General features: G+C 55.4%; 18 protein-coding genes, 1 other RNA gene and 1 pseudogene. 16 read left to right on the top strand and 4 right to left on the bottom strand.

Annotation, left to right across the window (positions count from 1 at the left end):
- Window position 1 precedes the first annotated feature (1 nt).
- From QEP11_RS04300 to QEP11_RS04250, 11 genes and pseudogenes are all read left to right on the top strand, one after another.
- Entirely contained in the window at window positions 2–817 is an 816-nt protein-coding gene (locus tag QEP11_RS04300) for an ERF family protein (protein WP_284335401.1), read from the top strand.
- Window positions 798–1,418 (top strand): lambda exonuclease family protein, encoded by a 621-nt coding sequence (locus tag QEP11_RS04295; protein WP_284335400.1) that lies wholly within the window; start codon window positions 798–800, stop codon window positions 1,416–1,418. Before QEP11_RS04300 ends, QEP11_RS04295 begins: the two co-directional genes overlap by 20 nt.
- Window positions 1,415–2,476, top strand: a complete 1,062-nt coding sequence (locus QEP11_RS04290) for a coiled-coil domain-containing protein (protein ID WP_284335399.1) — start codon at window positions 1,415–1,417, stop codon at window positions 2,474–2,476. The genes QEP11_RS04295 and QEP11_RS04290 overlap by 4 nt, the downstream gene beginning before the upstream one ends.
- A gap of 44 nt (window positions 2,477–2,520) precedes the next feature.
- Window positions 2,521–2,883 (top strand): annotated as a pseudogene (gene ssb, locus QEP11_RS04285) (single-stranded DNA-binding protein); the annotation flags it as partial.
- A 470-nt stretch (window positions 2,884–3,353) separates the two neighbouring features.
- Complete coding sequence (locus tag QEP11_RS04280) at window positions 3,354–4,121, top strand: hypothetical protein (protein WP_284335398.1); 768 nt, start codon at window positions 3,354–3,356, stop codon at window positions 4,119–4,121.
- Complete coding sequence (locus QEP11_RS04275; protein ID WP_284335396.1) at window positions 4,121–4,321, top strand: hypothetical protein; 201 nt, start codon at window positions 4,121–4,123, stop codon at window positions 4,319–4,321. Before QEP11_RS04280 ends, QEP11_RS04275 begins: the two co-directional genes overlap by 1 nt.
- Before the next feature lie 46 nt (window positions 4,322–4,367).
- A complete protein-coding gene (locus QEP11_RS04270) occupies window positions 4,368–4,547 on the top strand; it encodes a hypothetical protein (protein WP_284335395.1) in 180 nt (59 codons plus the stop codon).
- Window positions 4,544–4,723 carry a hypothetical protein gene (locus QEP11_RS04265; RefSeq protein WP_284335393.1) on the top strand — a complete coding sequence of 60 codons (180 nt, stop codon included), beginning with the start codon at window positions 4,544–4,546 and terminating at the stop codon, window positions 4,721–4,723. The genes QEP11_RS04270 and QEP11_RS04265 overlap by 4 nt, the downstream gene beginning before the upstream one ends.
- On the top strand, window positions 4,720–5,064 hold the full coding sequence (locus QEP11_RS04260; protein ID WP_284335392.1) for a hypothetical protein: 345 nt from the start codon (window positions 4,720–4,722) through the stop codon (window positions 5,062–5,064). Before QEP11_RS04265 ends, QEP11_RS04260 begins: the two co-directional genes overlap by 4 nt.
- Window positions 5,065–5,278: 214 nt before the next feature.
- Window positions 5,279–5,623, top strand: coding sequence for a hypothetical protein (locus tag QEP11_RS04255; RefSeq protein WP_284335391.1), 345 nt, complete (start codon window positions 5,279–5,281; stop codon window positions 5,621–5,623).
- Window positions 5,624–6,033: 410 nt separating this feature from the next.
- On the top strand, window positions 6,034–7,209 hold the full coding sequence (locus QEP11_RS04250; protein WP_284335390.1) for a site-specific integrase: 1,176 nt from the start codon (window positions 6,034–6,036) through the stop codon (window positions 7,207–7,209).
- Between the two features lie 134 nt (window positions 7,210–7,343).
- On the opposite strand, the gene ssrA is transcribed toward QEP11_RS04250, so the two are convergent.
- The 4 genes from ssrA to ompA all read right to left on the bottom strand — a co-directional run bounded on the left by ssrA (window position 7,344) and on the right by ompA (window position 9,833).
- Window positions 7,344–7,721: a transfer-messenger RNA gene (ssrA, locus tag QEP11_RS04245) on the bottom strand.
- Window positions 7,722–7,733: 12 nt separating this feature from the next.
- Window positions 7,734–8,408, bottom strand: coding sequence for an HAD-IIIA family hydrolase (locus QEP11_RS04240; protein WP_284335389.1), 675 nt, complete (start codon window positions 8,406–8,408; stop codon window positions 7,734–7,736).
- Window positions 8,405–9,118: a bifunctional 2-polyprenyl-6-hydroxyphenol methylase/3-demethylubiquinol 3-O-methyltransferase UbiG gene (gene ubiG, locus QEP11_RS04235; RefSeq protein WP_284335388.1), complete on the bottom strand. Its 714-nt coding sequence runs from the start codon at window positions 9,116–9,118 to the stop codon at window positions 8,405–8,407. Before ubiG ends, QEP11_RS04240 begins: the two co-directional genes overlap by 4 nt.
- A gap of 82 nt (window positions 9,119–9,200) precedes the next feature.
- Entirely contained in the window at window positions 9,201–9,833 is a 633-nt protein-coding gene (ompA, locus tag QEP11_RS04230; RefSeq protein ID WP_284335387.1) for an outer membrane protein OmpA, read from the bottom strand.
- Between the two features lie 236 nt (window positions 9,834–10,069).
- Here ompA and gyrA point away from each other — a divergent pair, with 236 nt between their 5' ends.
- The 5 genes from gyrA (at window position 10,070) to QEP11_RS04205 (ending at window position 18,173) form a co-directional block, all read left to right on the top strand.
- Window positions 10,070–12,751, top strand: coding sequence for a DNA gyrase subunit A (gene gyrA, locus QEP11_RS04225; protein WP_284335385.1), 2,682 nt, complete (start codon window positions 10,070–10,072; stop codon window positions 12,749–12,751).
- Window positions 12,752–12,867: 116 nt separating this feature from the next.
- Complete coding sequence (gene serC / locus QEP11_RS04220; protein ID WP_284335383.1) at window positions 12,868–13,974, top strand: 3-phosphoserine/phosphohydroxythreonine transaminase; 1,107 nt, start codon at window positions 12,868–12,870, stop codon at window positions 13,972–13,974.
- Window positions 13,975–14,111: 137 nt separating this feature from the next.
- Window positions 14,112–15,215 (top strand): prephenate dehydratase, encoded by a 1,104-nt coding sequence (gene pheA / locus QEP11_RS04215; RefSeq protein WP_284335381.1) that lies wholly within the window; start codon window positions 14,112–14,114, stop codon window positions 15,213–15,215.
- A gap of 9 nt (window positions 15,216–15,224) precedes the next feature.
- On the top strand, window positions 15,225–16,127 hold the full coding sequence (locus tag QEP11_RS04210) for a prephenate dehydrogenase (RefSeq protein ID WP_284335380.1): 903 nt from the start codon (window positions 15,225–15,227) through the stop codon (window positions 16,125–16,127).
- A gap of 9 nt (window positions 16,128–16,136) precedes the next feature.
- Complete coding sequence (locus QEP11_RS04205; RefSeq protein WP_284335379.1) at window positions 16,137–18,173, top strand: bifunctional 3-phosphoshikimate 1-carboxyvinyltransferase/cytidylate kinase; 2,037 nt, start codon at window positions 16,137–16,139, stop codon at window positions 18,171–18,173.
- The last annotated feature ends 44 nt before the right edge of the window (window positions 18,174–18,217 follow it).

The raw sequence follows: 18,217 nt of genomic DNA, 5'->3' as shown, positions 1-18,217 counted from the left end.
TATGAATGCAAAAACCACATATGAGAGCGCTGCTTTGGAATTAGCACCAGCAGCTGAGCAAAACCATCTCCCGCAGATGCAGTCGCAAAGCCTGCCCATCAACTCCCCTGCAGGAATGATGATGGCCGCAATGGCTCAAGGCGCCAGTCTGGAACAGATCGAGAAGATGATGGACTTGCAGGATCGCTGGGAGCAAAAGGAGGCCGAGAAGGCATACAACGCTGCTTTTGCTGCATTCAAAGCAGAGGCCGTTCACATCATGAAGGGGCGAACAGTCACGGACGGCCCCCTTAAAGGCAAGAGCTACGCTGAACTGCATGATGTTGTTGACGCGGTGACCCCTGCCCTGTCAAGTCACGGTCTAAGCGCTTCTTGGAAGCTAACCCGCGATGACAAGGACTGGATGGAGGTCACATGCACCCTCAAGCATGTCTCTGGACATAGCGAAAGCGTAAGCATGGGCGGTGCTCCAGACACTGGCGGCGCAAAGAATGCACTGCAGGCACGCGCAAGCACCAAGACCTACTTGGAGCGCTACACGCTGAAGGCTATCTGCGGCGTGGCTGAAGGTGGCGATGACACGGACGGGAATCCGCCTCCTGATCGTTCTGCCGACTCTGAAGCGGATGGCTACATTGCTGCCGCACTCACAACCAAGACTGATGCGGATGCCTTGCAGTACTGGAAAGACCACAACAGCAAATTCGCTAAGAATCTAGCTGCGCACGCCAAATTCAAAGAGGCGGTTGCACAGCATCGCTTGGACTTGGCACACGCTGCCAAACAAGGAGCCTCAAATGCAGATCATCACGGCTGAACAAAAATCGCCTGAATGGTTCGCTGCCCGCCTGGGCAAAGCCACTGGAAGCCGTTTTGCAGATGTGCTGGCTGGCGGCAATGGCTTAACCCGCAAAGCCTACGCCGTGCAACTTGCGCTGGAGATTGTCACTGGCAAGCAAGTGGAAGCATTTACCAGCGCGGACATGCAGATTGGCACGGAGCGAGAACCCATCGCCCGCGCCCTGTATGAAGCCTACAGCGGTAACTTTGTGGATGAGGTGGGCTTTTGCCTGCACGACACCCTGCCCTGCGGGGTTTCGCCAGATGGCTTGATTGATGCTGATGGCGGCGTCGAAATCAAGTGCCCCAAGGCTAGCACGCACGCCACCTACCTATCCATGCCAGCAGAACCAAGCACCTACACAGCACAGATCCAAGGCTGCATGTGGGTAACTGGACGCGACTGGTGGGACTTCGTGAGCTTCCACCCGGACTTCCCGGAGAACGCACAGCTGATTGTGCGGCGCATCAAACGCGACAGCGACTACATCGTCAAGCTGGAGCAAGCCATCAAGACCTTCAGCAAAGAAGTGCTGGAAGAAGTTGACCTTATCAAGAATTTCAGGAACGCAGCATGACTACAGAACTCGTAACTCTTCCACCAGCAGAAACTGCCCTGCAAGTGTTCTCAACTCCTGCTGGGCTTGACCCCTACTTAGAGCGAATTAAGGCTGAGATTGACGCCTTCACACCTGATGTAAGCACAAAGAAGGGCCGCGATGCCATCGCTTCCATTGCTCATAAAGTAGCACGCTCAAAGACAGCGTTGGACGATGTTGGCAAAAAGCTTGTGGCTGATTTGAAGGATGTGCCAAAGAAGATCGACGCAGAGCGCAAGCGTATGCGCGACATTCTGGATCAGTGGAAGGATGATGTTCGCCGCCCACTGACCGAGTGGGAGCAAGCCGAAGAGGCGCGTATTCAGAAGCACCGCGATGCCCTAGCACGGATCAATGGTCGTCCTGCTCAGTTCGAGCATCAAGAGGCCGTGTACATAGCTGGCGCGATTGCCGAGCTGGAATCGTTGCCAGTCAATGAAAGCTGGGAAGAGTACGAATCGGAAGCGCATCGCGCAAAAGCTGCTGCACTGGAATCGCTAAACACTGCCCTGGTCAAACGTCAAGCCTACGAGGCTGAGCAGGCGGAACTTGCCCGCCTGCGCGCCGAAGCCGCCGAACGCGAGCAAAAAGAGCGAGAAGAGCGCATTGCCCGTGAAGCTGCTGAACGCGCCAAGCAAGAGGCAGAAGCCCAAGCCAAGGCTGAACATGAAGCCGCCATCAAGCGAGAAGCCGAGGCCAAAGCAGCCGCCGAACGTCGCGAGCTGGAGCTGAGGCTGGCCGCCGAAAAGGCTGAGCGCGAAAAGCTGGAAGCCGAGCAGCGCGCAGTGCAGGCCGCGAAAGACGCCGAAGCCCGCGTTGCAGCAGCCGCCGAGGCAGAGCGCCAGCGCATAGCCAAAGAGCAAGCTGCCGCAGAAGCCGAGGCAAAGCGCCGCGAAGCAGATAAAGAGCACCGCGCCGCATTCAACCGCCAAGCGATGCGCGACTTCATCGATGGTGGCTTGTCAGAGGAATGCGCAAAACTGGCCGTTACTTTGATTGCCCAGGGAAAAGTATCAAACATTGCCATCCACTATTAACCCACACCCGCCTCGACAGGTGGCGGGACTATGAAAGGCCAGATATGGCATCCGTGAACAAAGTCATCATCGTGGGGCACCTGGGGCGAGATCCTGAGATGCGCACCTTCCCCAGTGGAGATCAGGTCGCCAACGTCACCATCGCCACGACAGACCGCTGGCGCGACAAGAACACCGGCGAGAACAAAGAGTCCACCGAATGGCATAAGGTCACTTTTGGTGGCCGCTTGGCCGAAATCGTTGGCCAGTTTTTGAAGAAGGGTTCTCAGGTATACGTGGAAGGCGCGATTCGGACCCGGAAGTGGACAGACCAAGCAACTGGTCAAGAGCGCTACGCAACTGAGATTCGCGCTGACAACATGCAGATGCTGGGCAGCCGCCCGGAATCCTCAGATGGCTACGGCGATTGCTACAACTAACTCAGACTCAGCGGCACCCGCGTGCCATCAGCAGCCACAAGCGCCACTTTGCCGACGAATAGCTACTTCACACAATTCTGAATCTTGTATTCAAAAAGCTAAGTCAATTTGAAAATAGCACCTGAGAGTGCACATAAAAAAACCCGCAGATGCGGGCTTTTCATAAGAAACTGAATTAGCAATTGCCTTTTTTCGCTTGACCCGGGGGGCAAAAGCCACCATGTCCATGACCATGTCCACCTAAGCTTGGGTCGACCACTACCGACCCGCTTGGGGTGTGAACAGCGCATCCGGTTAAGACCGAAGCCAGCAGAAACAAGCCCATGAACTTTTTCATTTTTAATTACTAAAGAAGTGAATTAACAATAATTTTAGATCAAGCTTTACCAAGTAGTTTGTATTCAATTGTTCAACACCAGACCCGCCACCGTGCGGGTTTTCTCATTTTGGAGACAGACATGCAGACAGTAGCGATCCAAGACGCACCACAGCTTCTTAATACGAACGACCAAGCCATGTGGGTGCTTGGCTACAACGAGGCTGTGCGGAAGATGCAGAGCCGCGACTGCACCGAATCCGAGCAACACATGCAAGAGCTGCGCGCCTATGAGCTGACAGTTCGCAACCTGCGGGCAGAGCTTGAATCTCTGCGCAAGGGCCAGTGCCTGCACAAGATTGCAGAGCCAGCAGCACCGCTAGTGGGGCAGCAGGAAGTCGATTTACCTGACGTTGATGACATGGCCCACAGCGCGTTAGAAGAGGCTCTTAGCTTTGGTCTAAGTCATGACGTGTTGCACCGCTGGATGCAAAAGGTGATGCGTCTGACGCAAGAGGCGCTTGCCACCCACCCCACCCCGCAGGGGCTGGAGCAGGATGCAGCACGGTATCTAGCATTGGTTGAGACTGGAGTTTTTTGCGCGTCAAAGACAAGTCGAGGGATTTGGGGGCTTCGTCTGAGTGGCAAACCCGCCCCAAAGTCAGAGCTAGACGCGGCAGTAGATGCTGCCATTGCGGCCAAGCAGGTATCGGGGTGGCTAGCCAAGTTTGGCAGCCCTATCGAGTGTTACTACCGAGCGGGCCAATCCCTGTGTGAAAACTTCACCACTAGCGCCCATGAATTGCTGACCCCTGAGCCATCGCAGGCGCGGTATGCATGCCCGGTGTGCAGTCGTGAATTGAAGCGGGAAGCCGCCATTGCAGCCCAAGCCAAGCAGGGAGGTGCGTGATGGACGCAAAGGCAATTCAGGAGGCTCGAGAAGCCGAAAACTTGGCTAACCATCGCGAGCGAATTCAATGGCTTTCACAGCCCAAGCCACTTTACAGCTGCGGCACGCCAGTTGATGTGCATACGCGCCACGCACTGCGAGTTCAATCAGAAAACGCGCTGCGCGCCACCCAAGCAGCCAAGGGGGATCGCGATGCGTGAAAAGATCATTGAAGTCCTCAGCGACAAGTACCGATTGCGAGGGGAAATGACCTACGTAATCGCCAACGTGATCGGCTTCCGTGGAAATGCCGCGCCTGTGCGCCGAGAGCTGGAAAAGATGGCGCGCGAAGGGCTGGTCGAGCGTGCGCCGAGCTATCCGTATGTGCGGCAGATCAGGTGGCGACTGACCAGCGCAGCTCGCCCACTACAGGGAGAGAAGCCATGAGCAGCCTCCGCACAGCCCCCAAAGACTACCGCTGCGCGTGGTGCGAAACCACGATCCACGAGGGCCAGCAGTACGCGCGCCGCAGCGAGCACAACGGCATCCACTACGTTGCCAACAAATACCACCCGGAGTGCGAGCAAATGAAGATCGCCGAGAACCTGAAAGGCAAGCAATGACACACACAAGCACAGAGCAGCCAGAGGCGCTTCGGTTGTCATCTTTAGCGCTGGATAACAAGCGAGGAATTCTTAGTTTTTCAGAGAGGGTTGAAATCGCTTCGCAACTCAAGCGCCTGCATGCACGCGTGCAGGAGCTGGAGGGAATGCTGCGAAAGGAAGTGCAGCACTCCGCGGGTCTTGCAGCAGCGCAGGCACAGCGCGCACCGCTGCTTTTCAACCCGTTCAACGGCAAGCCCCGTCATCCGCTAGATGTTAAAAGCGACCCGAATGGACTATTAATCGCCCCACCCGGCGCAGAGTTACGTGCAACGCGCATCAACCAGGAGAAGCAGGGATGAATCTATTTCGCTCATTCCCATTTAGGCACCATCTCGGCCAGCGTTTCAAGTGGTATCGCCGCTGGTACGGAGGGAGGTGGGAACGCCACTGGATAGACGTGTGTGGCAGCTTTATTTGGCTTGATATGCACCCGAGTCGTAAATGGCCTGACTATCGCCAGCCGTGCTCATTTGGTGTGCCGGAGATTGAGGACTATCCAGCAAAGGAGCAGGGATGACACACACAACAGAGCAAGAGCGCGCTGAGTTTGAGGCGGTCATAGTGGCTCAGCAGCATTTGAGGGAGCAACTCGTGCCGCTCGAATGGTTGTTTGTTCGCAATCAGGAAGGCGACTATGCGCGCTATGAGATCGACCTAGCGTTTGCAGCATGGCAAGCAGCGCGCCGCGCTCATGCAGTGTTGGATGGGTGGAAGCCGGTGCCAGAGGTGCCAACCGACGCCATGCTTTGCGCGCTCATGCAGTGGGATGGGGAGACAGGCTTAACCATCTTGCCGCAGTACCAAGCCATGCTCGCTGCAGCACCCCAGCCACCAGAAGGAGGTACACATGCTAATTGAATGGATCATCCGCGCACTTGCAATGATCGGTTTTATCGCGCTTGTTGTACTCGCCTGGGGGTTCTTTATCACCCACAAGAGTATGGAAGGCTACGAATGAGCAAGCGAAAACGAACCCGTCGCGACCGCCGCGCCCCCATTCCTGATTTTGATGAACCACAGCCCCGCTAAGTCGGGGCTTTTCTTATTGGGTGAACTATGAAACACCACGACACAACTGTCAAAAATGACACACCTGAATCGCGATCCTCAATTGAGCCTGAGTGGGTTCTGGCTTCCAAATACCAAGAGCTAACAGGTACCACACCGAATGCGGTCCATCAGCGTCGTAAAGAAGGCGTATGGCTTGACGGAACTCATTGCGCAGTGATTGCGAGGCGTCTTTATGTCAATGTGAAGGAAGCTGACAAATGGATAAGAAACCAAGTTTCCCAACGCCAACAGGCGTATTAATTCGGCAAATGGCATCAGGGCCACGTATCCAAGTGGCCTTTACCTGGGAAGGTAAACAATGTCGTGAGCTGCTGCCGCCCTGCCCGATCAACAAGGCATCTATACAGTACGCCGCCAACCTTCGCGGCGAAATACTGAGGCGAATTGCCGATGGGAAGTTCGTCTACCAGGAGTATTTCCCCGAAAGCACCAAAGCCCAAAAGAAAACCGTCAACTCTAGCCTTATGGAAGAGCTGCTTGATAAGCAACTGCAGCTCTATCAAAAGCAGGTTGAAAACGGCAAGATGTCACCTGCTACTTTTGCTGGCTACAAAAAAAGCCTGACAGGCGAGCGTATGCAGCGCTGGCACGGCATGGAATTGCACGAGGTCACTCCCGCCCTGCTGCGAGACTGGATCAGCAACATGGACTGCACCGCTAAGGCTATAAGAAACATGCTCACCCCTTTGCGCTCCATGTTCGAGGATGCGCTCAATGATGGGCTTGTCGTAAGCAATCCATTCGACCAAATCGCTTTAGCTAAGCTGATACGACAGAACAGCAAGTCGAGCGATTACGTTATTGAGCCATTCTCGCAGTCAGAGCGTGAGGCCATTTTGGCCGCCTGCCGGGATGATGAACGCCCCACTTTTCAGTTCTGGTTCAACACAGGGCTTCGTCCAGGAGAGCTTCAAGCTCTTGAGTGGAAGCACATAGACCTTGAGAATGCCACCGCCAAGATTGAACTGAACCAGGTCGCAGGCGTGATCAAGAGCCCCAAAACCGCTGCAGGGCTGCGAGTTGTGGATCTAAATGCAGATGCTGTAGCGGCTCTGATCGCACAAAAGCCCATCAGTATCAAACGTGGCCAGCGTGTTTTTCTCAACCCACGCACCTTGGCGCCATGGTCTACAGATGCCCAAATCCGTAAGACCGCATGGCTGCCCATCATGGAGCGTGCCGGGATCAAGTACCGGAATCCCTATCAAATCCGGCACACCTACGCCTCAACCATGCTGACTGCTGGTGCCAATCCTTGGTACATAGCTAGCCAGCTGGGTCATGAGGATGTGGAGATGGTCTTCAGAACCTATGGCAAGTTCATTCGTGAAGACTTCCAAAAGCCCAAGCCAGCAGCCCAACTCGCAAAGTGATCGGTGCGAATACCGTGCGAATTCCGGTGTGAATCTCGTGTGAAATCGGTGTGAATGCAGCACCACTAAGCACAAGAAAACGGGCAAAAATTAAGGCCACACAGTGATTTCTCATTGTGTGGCCTTGTAGTGGATGGTGGAGCTGGCGGGAATTGAACCCGCGTCCGCAAGCCTTCGTCAGGCAGATCTACATGTTTAGTGTTCTGATTTAAATCTCGCCCTGTCAGCCGCGCAGACACACGCTACTAACAAGGCCAGCCCCCTTGGATCTCGCTCGGTACCAAGGTGCCCGGTACAAAGCCAGCTGATGAAAATTCCCTTGCAGCCGAGAGGTATTACTACCCCTTTGCCCAGCCCATCAGCGTGCTGTTGCAAGGCTCACCGGATTTAAGCGGCGAGTGCGAAACGTTCGTCGTTTGCAGTTAGTTTTTTGAATGGAGATTTACGAGCATCACTCAAGCTCGACATGCACCACGCTGATCCCGAACCCACGTCGAAACCAGGACAGCCCCATAAACGATATTCTAATTCAATCCTAGCAATTGCGTGAGTTCGCTGGGTGATTTGATGATGGCATGCGGTTTCCATACATCCACGGACTCGACGCCCCCAAGATATCCATAGGCTGCTGCTACAGATTTCATGCCTGCAGCATGGGCTGCCACCATATCTCGCTCATCATCTCCGACGTATATGCAACGCTCTGTCTGAATATGAATGCGTTTGGCCGCCTCAATCAAGGGAGCAGGATGAGGCTTGGAATACGCCGTTGTATCACCGCAAACTACAGTGTGCGCCGCAGAAAGCTCAGCTAGGCCCTGAACAATCGGCAAGGCAAAGCGCTCAGACTTATTGGTAACCACGCCCCAGGCAATGCCACGCTCTTGTAGAGCGTTCAAAAGTTCAGGAACGCCCGCAAAAAGCCTAGAGTGCCGACCCATGCATCGTTCATAGGCCACAAAAAACTCTTCTTTCAGCGCTTCAAAATCTTCTGCCTCTGTTGTCACACCCAGTGCAATTCGCAACATACCTCGCGCGCCTGTACCGACAAAAGGGCGATAGTGAGACTGCGACAGCGCTTCCATCCCCCGTACCAAACGCAGTTGATTAGCCGCAAAACCTAAGTCAGGAGCGCTGTCCAGCAAGGTTCCGTCAAGATCAAACAGGACAGCACCAATGTTATCGTGCAGCAAACTCATTGGATTGGTCGCTGAGTGGCAAGCATGTAATTCACGCTGCAGTCTTCGTTTAGCCAATAACGCCCGGTCAATGGATTGTGTTGCAAGCCTTTGGAGTGCGTGACCACTAAACCCGCTTGTCGACAAAATGCAGCCATCTCGCTGGGTTTGATAAATTTATCAAACTCATGCGTACCCTTGGGTAGCATTTTCAACACATATTCAGCCGCCACAATTGCCAGACCGAAGGCTTTGACATTTCGATTGATCGTCGAAAAAAACACCCTGCCACCAGGTTTAACCAAGGTGGCGCAGGCTCGTACCACAGATGCAGGATCCGGTACATGCTCCAGCATTTCCATGCAGGTCACAACATCAAAGCTCGCCGGACGTTCCACTGCCAACGCTTCAACAGCCACTTCACGATATTGGATATGCGGAGTACCTGTTTCCAGCGCGTGCAATTGCGCCACGCGCAATGACTTCGTTGCGAGGTCAATGCCTAATACATTTGCACCTTTGCGTGCCATGGAGTCAGCCAAAATACCTCCGCCACAGCCCACATCCAGCACATCTTTACCGCTAAGGGATATGTGCTCATCAATCCACCCCAAACGCAGCGGATTAATCATATGTAAAGGCTTGAACTCACTGTCCATATCCCACCAATGATGGGCAAGACTTGAGAATTTTTCCAGCTCAGCTGGATCGACATTGATCGAATCGGTCATGGAAGCAATTGTGCTACGACTTGCTTGGAGAAACAAAAAAGCCCCGTGAACGGGGCTTTCTTTTAAAAGTAATCTCTAAGAATTACTTGCGGGTACCAACCACTTCGATTTCCACGCGACGGTTTTGTGCGCGGCCTTCACGGGTCTTGTTGTCAGCAACAGGCTGCTTCTCGCCCTTGCCTTCTGTGTACACACGGCTCTTGTCGATGCCCTTACCTTCCAGGTAAGCCTTCACAGCTTGAGCGCGACGCTCAGACAGCTTCTGGTTGTAAGCATCGGAACCCACGGAGTCGGTGTGACCCACGGCAACGATCACTTCCAGGTTGATACCTTGAACCTTGGATGCCAGATCGTCCAGCTTAGCCTTGCCTTCTGGCTTCAGAACGGACTTGTCGAAGTCAAAGAAAGCATCAGCAGCAAAAGTCACCTTCGACGCTGTAGCTACGGGAGCTGGTGCAGCAGGGGTAGCAGGAGCAGGAGCAGCTTCTACAGCCTTAACCAGAGCACCGTCGCAGCCTTCGGCAGCTGTAGCAGGTGTCCAGTTAGCATCGCGCCAGCACAGTTCATTCGTGCCATTTTTCCAGACCAGCTCGCCTGTGCCGTTTTGCCAGTTGTCGATAGTCTTACCACCGTCAGCAGCCTTAACTTGGGCGCCAGCAGCAGTTGCCAGAGCTGCGGTTGCAAACAGGATCGCTACTTTGTTCAGTTTCTTCATGGTTCTCCTCTTGGGGATTAAGCCGCAGTCGAGCTGCGAAATTCATGGACGTCATCAGTGACCATCACCAAGAACGCTGAAATCATTGTGCCATACGGAATATTCGAATGGCGTGCTGGAGCGTTGGCTGAAGGTAGGACAAAAGCGTAATGCCGATTAGTTGTTGTCAACTAGCAACATTGCATTGCATCTAAAATGGTCCACTTCGTCGTCATTGCATAACCCTGCACAACTACATGACCCAGTTTGCCAAAGAAACTTTGCCTATCAGCCTTGAAGAGGAGATGCGCCGCAGCTACCTTGATTACGCCATGAGCGTGATTGTGGGACGCGCCCTCCCTGATGCGCGTGACGGCTTGAAGCCTGTGCATCGGCGCGTGCTGTATGCAATGCACGAGCTCAACAATGATTGGAACCGGCCCTATAAAAAGTCGGCGCGTATCGTTGGTGACGTGATCGGTAAATACCACCCACACGGTGACAGCGCGGTATACGACACCATTGTGCGTATGGCGCAAGACTTCTCACTGCGCCACATGCTGGTCGACGGCCAGGGAAACTTTGGCTCGGTCGACGGTGACAGCGCAGCGGCCATGCGATATACCGAAATCCGCTTGTCCAAAATCGCCCACGAGATGCTGGGCGATATCGACAAAGAGACCGTGGACTTCGGCCCCAACTATGACGGTTCCGAGAGCGAGCCCCTGACCCTGCCTGCGCGCCTGCCAAACCTGCTGGTCAATGGCTCTGCGGGCATTGCAGTGGGCATGGCCACCAATATCCCTCCGCACAATCTGAACGAAGTGGTAGATGCGTGCTTGCACCTGCTGCGCAACCCAGATGCCAGCGTTGACGACCTGATGGAAATCGTGCCCGCGCCCGACTTCCCTACTGCCGGCATCATCTACGGTATCAATGGCGTCAAGGAAGGCTATCGCACAGGCCGCGGCCGCATCGTGATGCGCGCCAAGGTGCACTTTGAAGACATTGATCGCGGCCAGCGCCAAGCCATCATCGTTGACGAGCTACCCTATCAGGTCAATAAAAAGACATTGCAAGAGCGCATGGCTGAATTGGTGCACGAAAAACGCATCGAAGGCATCAGCCACATCCAGGATGAGTCTGACAAGTCTGGCATGCGCTTGGTGATTGAACTCAAGCGGGGTGAGGTACCAGAAGTGGTGCTGAACAATCTGTACAAGCAGACCCAGTTGCAAGACACCTTCGGTGTGAACATGGTGGCTCTGGTTGATGGTCAGCCCAAGCTGTGCAATCTGAAGGATCTGATTCAGGTCTTTTTGCAGCACCGCCGTGAAGTAGTGACTCGCCGCACGGTGTTTGAGCTGCGCAAGGCCCGCGACCGCGGTCATGTGCTGGAAGGTCTGGCTGTTGCGCTGGCCAACATCGACGACTTTATTGCAATCATTCGTAACGCCCCCACACCACCTGTGGCCAAGGCAGCGCTGATGGATAAGTCATGGGACAGCAAGCTGGTGCGCGAAATGCTCACCCGCACTCGCGAAGATGGCTCTTCCGTCAACGCTGACGACTACCGCCCCGAGTCGTTGGAGAAAGAGTTTGGCCTCGGTCAGGATGGCTTGTACCGACTGTCTGAGACGCAAGCGCAGGAAATTCTGCAAATGCGTCTGCAGCGCCTGACCGGCCTGGAGCAAGACAAGATCGTTGCCGAGTACCGCGACATCATGGCTGCCATTGAAGACCTGCTGGACATCCTGGCCAAGCCAGAGCGCGTGTCCGTCATCATTGGCGATGAGCTGAGTGCCGTGAAAGCCGAGTTTGGCCAAAGCAAGGTAGGCGCACGCCGCTCCACCATTGAGTACAGCGCCCAGGATCTGTCGACCGAAGATCTGATCACACCTACCGATATGGTGGTGACTCTGTCCCACACCGGCTACATCAAGAGCCAGCCATTGTCCGAATACCGCGCCCAAAAGCGCGGCGGTCGCGGCAAGCAAGCCACCGCAACCAAGGAAGACGACTGGATTGACCAGCTGTTCATTGCCAACACACACGACTACCTGTTGTGCTTCTCCAACCGTGGCCGCATGTACTGGCTCAAGGTCTGGGAAGTGCCTTCTGGTTCGCGTAACTCGCGTGGCCGCCCTATCGTCAACATGTTCCCGCTGCAGGAAGGTGAAAAGATCAACGTCGTGCTGCCACTGACCGGTGACAACCGCAGCTTCCCTGAAGATCACTACGTCTTCATGGCCACCAGCATGGGCACTGTCAAGAAGACAGCATTGACCGAGTTCAGCAACCCTCGCAAGGCTGGCATCATTGCCGTAGGCTTGGATGAAGGCGACTACCTGATTGGCGCTGCACTGACTGATGGCAAGCACGACGTGATGCTGTTCAGCGACGGTGGCAAGGCCGTGCGCTTTGACGAAAACGATGTGCGCCCCATGGGCCGCAACGCACGCGGCGTTCGCGGCATGAACATCGACGAAACCCAAAACGTGATCGCCATGCTGGTAGCCGAAGCCGATGATGGCACCGGCAACATCGAGCCTGGCAGCCAAAGCGTGCTGACAGCTACTGAAAACGGCTACGGCAAGCGCACCCATATCAGCGAATACACCCGCCATGGCCGAGGCACCAAGGGCATGATTGCCATCCAGCAATCCGAGCGCAATGGCAAGGTGGTTGCAGCCACGCTGGTCAGTGCCGAAGACGAAATCATGCTCATCACCGACAAGGGCGTGCTGGTGCGCACCCGCGTGGCAGAGATCCGTGAAATGGGCCGTGCCACACAGGGCGTGACACTGATGAGCCTGGATGAAGGCGCCAAGCTCATTGGTCTGCAGCGCATTGCAGAAAACGATGCCGCAGCAGGAGACGGTGAAGGCGAAACGGAAACCGGCAACAGCGAAACACCGGACACCAACACCGAGCAATAAAAGAACGACACCCCACCGCGCAAGCCGTGGGGTGTTTTTTCACCTAAGATCGCTTTTTTGATAGCTGCTAGCGCGAATGCATTTCGTCCTAGCCCATGTTTTTGACTGCAATAACAATGAGCCGCCCATTCAATTTCTCCGCAGGCCCCGCTGCGATCCCTGAAGAAGTTCTGCAACAAGCTGCCGACGAGATGCTCAACTGGGGTGACTCGGGCATGGGCGTGATGGAGATGAGCCATCGCGGCAAAGAATTCATCAGCATCTACGAAGCCGCTGAAGCCGATCTGCGTGAGCTGCTGGCCGTACCCGCGAATTTCAAGATTCTGTTCATGCAAGGCGGCGGACTGGCCGAAAACGCCATCGTTCCGCTGAATCTATCCAAGGGTGGCGCCGTGGACTTTGTCGTTACCGGCAGCTGGAGCCAAAAGTCGCACAAAGAAGCTGGCAAGTATGCCAATAATCGATTGGCTGCTTCGGGCGAAGCTTCGGGCTTTACAACCGTACCCGAGGCTTCCAGCTGGAACATTGGCAACGATGCACAGTATGTCCATCTGTGCAGCAACGAAACCATCCACGGCGTTGAATTCCAGGAACTGCCTGACTTGAAAGCCCTGGGCTGCAACGCACCTTTGGTGATTGATTTTTCGTCCAACGTGGCCTCGCGCCCGCTGGATTGGAGCCGTGTGGGCCTGGCCTTTGGCGGCGCACAAAAAAATATTGGTCCTGCAGGACTGACCATCGTCATCGTGCGTGAAGATCTGCTAGGTCATGCACTGCCTGCCTGTCCTTCGGCCTTCAATTACAAAACCGTCGCAGACAACCAGTCCATGTTCAACACCCCCCCCACATGGGGAATCTACATGGCAGGGCTGACCTTCCAGTGGCTTAAGCGCCAGACTGAAGGCGCATTGACCGGCATTGCTGCCATGGAAGCGCGCAACAAAGCAAAAGCGGAGTTGTTCTACCGCTATCTGGACAATTCACAGCTGTACGTCAACAAAGTGGATGTCGCATACCGCTCACGCATGAACATCCCTTTCTTCCTGCGCGACGAAAGCCGCAATGAGGCATTTCTGAACGGTGCCAAGGCTGCAGGCCTGCTGCAGCTCAAGGGCCACAAATCGGTGGGTGGCATGCGTGCCAGCTTGTACAACGCCATGCCGTTGGCTGGCGTGCAAGCTTTGGTGGCCTATATGCAAGAGTTCGAACGTACCAGCGCCTGATCAGGCGCGCCTAGCCGTCGCAACGGATTCAAGAATTAAAAAATCGGAGCTGCCAGCGAGAACATCATCTGCATATTCGAAGATATCGATCTGAAGCAGATGCCACCACGCTAGCAGTTCAGCTCTTAGAGGATGCCATGAGCACAGAACCCCAAGCCACCCCCGAGTTGCTACAACTGCGCAACCAGATCGACACTCTGGACAAACAGTTGCTGGAACTGGTCAATCAGCGCGCCCATGTGGCCGAGCAGGTGGGTGAGCTGAAGAAAAAGGAAGGCTCTACTTTCTTCCGCCCCGACCGCGTGGCACAGGTGATCGAGAAGATCAAAAACAACAACCCCGGCCCGCTCAAAGGTGCTCATGTGGCCGCCATCTGGCGCGAAATCATGTCCGCTTGTCTGGCATTGGAATCTCCGCAACGTGTGGCAGTCCTGGGTCCTGAAGGCACTTTCTGCGAGGAAGCTGCCGTGCAATATTTCGGCGGGGCAGCAGATTTCCTGTACTGCAACACGTTTGAAGAAGTGTTCCATGCCACGGCCGCAGGCAGTGCGCAGTATGGCGTTGTGGGCGTAGAGAACTCAACCGAAGGCGTGGTCAACCGCACGCTGGACATGTTCCGCAATACGCCATGCCACATTGTGGGCGAGGTCAGCATGCTGATTCGCCACAACTTGCTGCGCTCTAGCAACGCAGTGCAAGGCATAGAGGTGGTGGCTGCGCACCCTCAGGCGTTGGCGCAGTGCCACGCCTGGCTCAGCAAACACCTGCCTCACGCCGAGCTTCGCCCCGTTGAAAGCAATGCCGAAGGTGCACGTCTCGCCGCACTGAACCCCAACTGGGCAGGCATCAGCAGCGAACGCGCCGCACAACAGTTTGGGCTGCACATCGTCAGCCACGCCATTCAGGACGACGCCTATAACCGCACACGTTTTGCAGTCATCTGTCTGCCTGACACACTACCCACTCCTGCCCCCACCGGCAATGACTCCACCAGCCTTGTCATTTCTGTGCCCAATCGCCCTGGTGCTGTACATGATCTGCTGGTGCCACTGAAAAAGCACGGCGTCTCCATGACGCGATTTGAATCGCGCCCTGCTCGCACTGGTCAATGGGAGTATTACTTCTATATCGATCTGGAAGGTCACCCTGCACAGCCCAACGTTGCGCAAGCCTTGCAAGAGCTGCAGACCCTGTCTGCCTTCTACAAGGTGTTGGGCACCTACCCTACCCCAGCGGAATAAGGGAGTTTCATGTTTGAACAGTTAGGTCTGATTGGCTGCGGCCTGATGGGAGGCTCGTTTGCTCTGGCTTTGAAAAAGGCAGGTCTGGTCAAACGCGTAGTCGGCTACAGCAAATCACCCACGACCACAGCCCGTGCACTGCAAATGGGTGTGATTGATCTGGAAGCGCCTTCCGCCCTGTTGGCAGCAGCCGGTGCTGACTTGGTGCTTATGGCCGTTCCCGTAGGCGCAACCGAAGACACGCTTCGTTCCATCAAGCAATTGGTGACCCCTGAAATGCTGATCATGGATGTGGGTTCGACCAAAGTGGATGTGGTACAGGCAGCACGCCGCGCCTTAGGCAGCAAAATTTCCAGCTTTGTCCCCTGCCACCCCAACACAGGCAAGGAAGTAGCAGGTGTGGATCATGCGGATGCCGAACTTTATCGTGGCGCCAAAGTTATATTGACCCCTACCGAACGCACACTCACCAGCCATCTGAACAAGGCCCAGGCGCTCTGGCAAGCCTTGGGCTGCGAGTTACGCGTCATGTCACCTGAAACACATGACGCCGCATTTGCCGCTATCAGCCACCTGCCGCATATGCTGGCATTCGCCATGATGCATAGCGTGACGCACCAGGAACATACCGACGCCTATTTAAGTGTTGCAGGCCCCGGGTTTCGCGACTTCACGCGCATTGCAGCCAGCGAGCCAAAAATGTGGCGCGATATTTTGCTGGCCAACAAGACTGAAGTACTGGCTCAAGCCCAGCAATTCAAGCAAGCAGTGCAAGCCTTTGAGCAGGTGCTGCAAGCTGGGGATGCGCAAGCCCTGGAAGACATGATCACCCTGGCCAGCGCTGCTCGTGCGCAATGTCGCTTCAATCAAGTCAGCCCTACACCAGCGCCGGTCACTGACACCGTCGCCTAAACTTTACACATGTATCAGACTGCCTTTCTTGACCTGCCCCACCTGGCCACAGCCAGCGGCAGCGTGCAACTTCCGGGCTCCAAGAGCATCTCTAACCGTGTCCTGCTGCTGGCAGCCTTGAGCCAAGGTACAACCACCATTCATGACCTGCTGGACTCTGACGACACCCGCGTCATGCTGCAGGCTCTTCAGCAAATTGGATGCGTGGTAGAACCCAGTTCCGTAATTGCCGGACACCCCCTGCGCATTACGGGCTTGGGCGCACAACTGAATTCAAGCCAGGTGCACGCGCTGTTTCTTGGCAATGCAGGCACAGCCATGCGCCCACTGACAGCGGCGCTGTCCTTGTTGAACGGCTACTTTGAAATGTCGGGTGTGCCGCGCATGCATGAGCGCCCCATCGGCGACTTGGTGGATGCGTTGCGCCAGCTGGGTTGCCAGATCGACTATCTGGGCAACGAAGGTTTCCCGCCACTGCGCATCCGCCCTGCCAACTTGTCTCAACTGGACCGGACCCAGCCCATTCGCGTGCGCGGCGATGTGTCCAGCCAATTCCTTACGGCCCTGCTCATGGCGCTCCCCTTGATCGCCAAGGAAGAGCCCGTGCACATTGAAGTCGTTGGCGAACTGATTTCCAGGCCCTATATCCACATCACGCTGGAGTTGCTGGCACGCTTTGGCATTGTGGTGCACAACGACAACTGGCAACGTTTCACCATCGCGGCCGGCAGCAGCTATCAGTCACCTGATGAGGCCTATGTAGAAGCAGACGCCTCATCTGCAAGTTATTTCATAGCACTGGGCGCACTTTCTGCCAGTCTTGACGGGCAAAATGGCATTAAAGTAATGGGTGTCGGCAAAGACTCCATTCAAGGTGATATCCGCTTTGTGGAAGCTGCCCAGGCTATGGGAGCGGTAGTGGAAAGCGGTCCCAATTGGCTCCACGTCCGTCGTGGTGCATGGCCACTCAAAGCCATTGACCTGGACTGCAACCACATTCCCGACGCAGCCATGACGCTGGGCACCATGGCGCTATATGCGAACGGCACAACCACACTGCGCAACATAGCCAGCTGGCGGGTCAAGGAAACCGATCGCATTGCGGCCATGAGCAAGGAGCTGCGCAAACTTGGAGCCGCAGTGGAAGAAGGCACGGACTATATCCGCATCACGCCACCTGCTACGCCCCAGGACTGGAAAGCTGCCAGCATCCACACCTATGACGACCACCGCGTAGCCATGTGCTTTTCGCTGGCTGCGTTCAACCCGGCAGGCCTGCCCATACGCATTGAAGATCCGAAGTGTGTCGGTAAAACCTTCCCGGACTATTTCGAAGCTTTGTTCAGCGTGACCCAGCCTTCCCATCCTGCCCCGGTAATCTGTATTGATGGGCCTACTGCGTCCGGCAAAGGCACGATTGCCGCCATCGTTGCCGAGCGCCTTGGGTTTTATCTGCTGGACTCCGGCGCACTGTATAGAATCACTGGTCTGATAGCGACAAAAGCCGGACTGACTCTGACCGAGAGCAATGCCCAAGCCATTGCCGACCTTGTACGCAGCAAGGTCATAAGCTTTACCCCGGATCAGCGCGTACTGGTGGACGGTGAAGATATTTCCCTGGAGATTCGCACTGAAGCAGCAGGCATGAATGCCTCCAAAGTCTCTGTTTTCCCGCCTGTGCGCGAGGCTTTGCTTCAAGTTCAGCGTGATTTTTGCAAGCTGCCCGGCTTGGTCGCAGACGGTCGCGACATGGGCACCACCATCTTCCCGGACGCGGCTTTGAAGGTCTATTTGACCGCCACTGCCCAATGCCGTGCCGAGCGTCGCTACAAGCAATTGATTTCCAAGGGACTTTCTGCTAGGATGTCAGACCTTGTTGCGGATCTTGAGGCCCGCGATGCACGCGACATGAATCGTGCTGCTTCTCCTCTCAAACCCGCAGAAGATGCTCTTCACATTGACAACTCAGAAGGCACGGTGGAACAAGCCGTGCAGCAAGTGTTGGCCTGGTGGGAGCAACGCCAGCCTTTTGCGCGCAGCGCATAAGGTGGCAACTTGGCCCGCAGGCCACATCCGCGCTTGATGTGCAC

It is taken from the genome of Comamonas halotolerans (genome assembly GCF_030162935.1).
Classification (GTDB): Bacteria; Pseudomonadota; Gammaproteobacteria; order Burkholderiales; family Burkholderiaceae_C; genus Comamonas; species Comamonas halotolerans.
The sequence above is the reverse complement of the archived record's forward strand: the minus strand, read 5'-3'. Positions and strand labels throughout refer to the sequence as shown.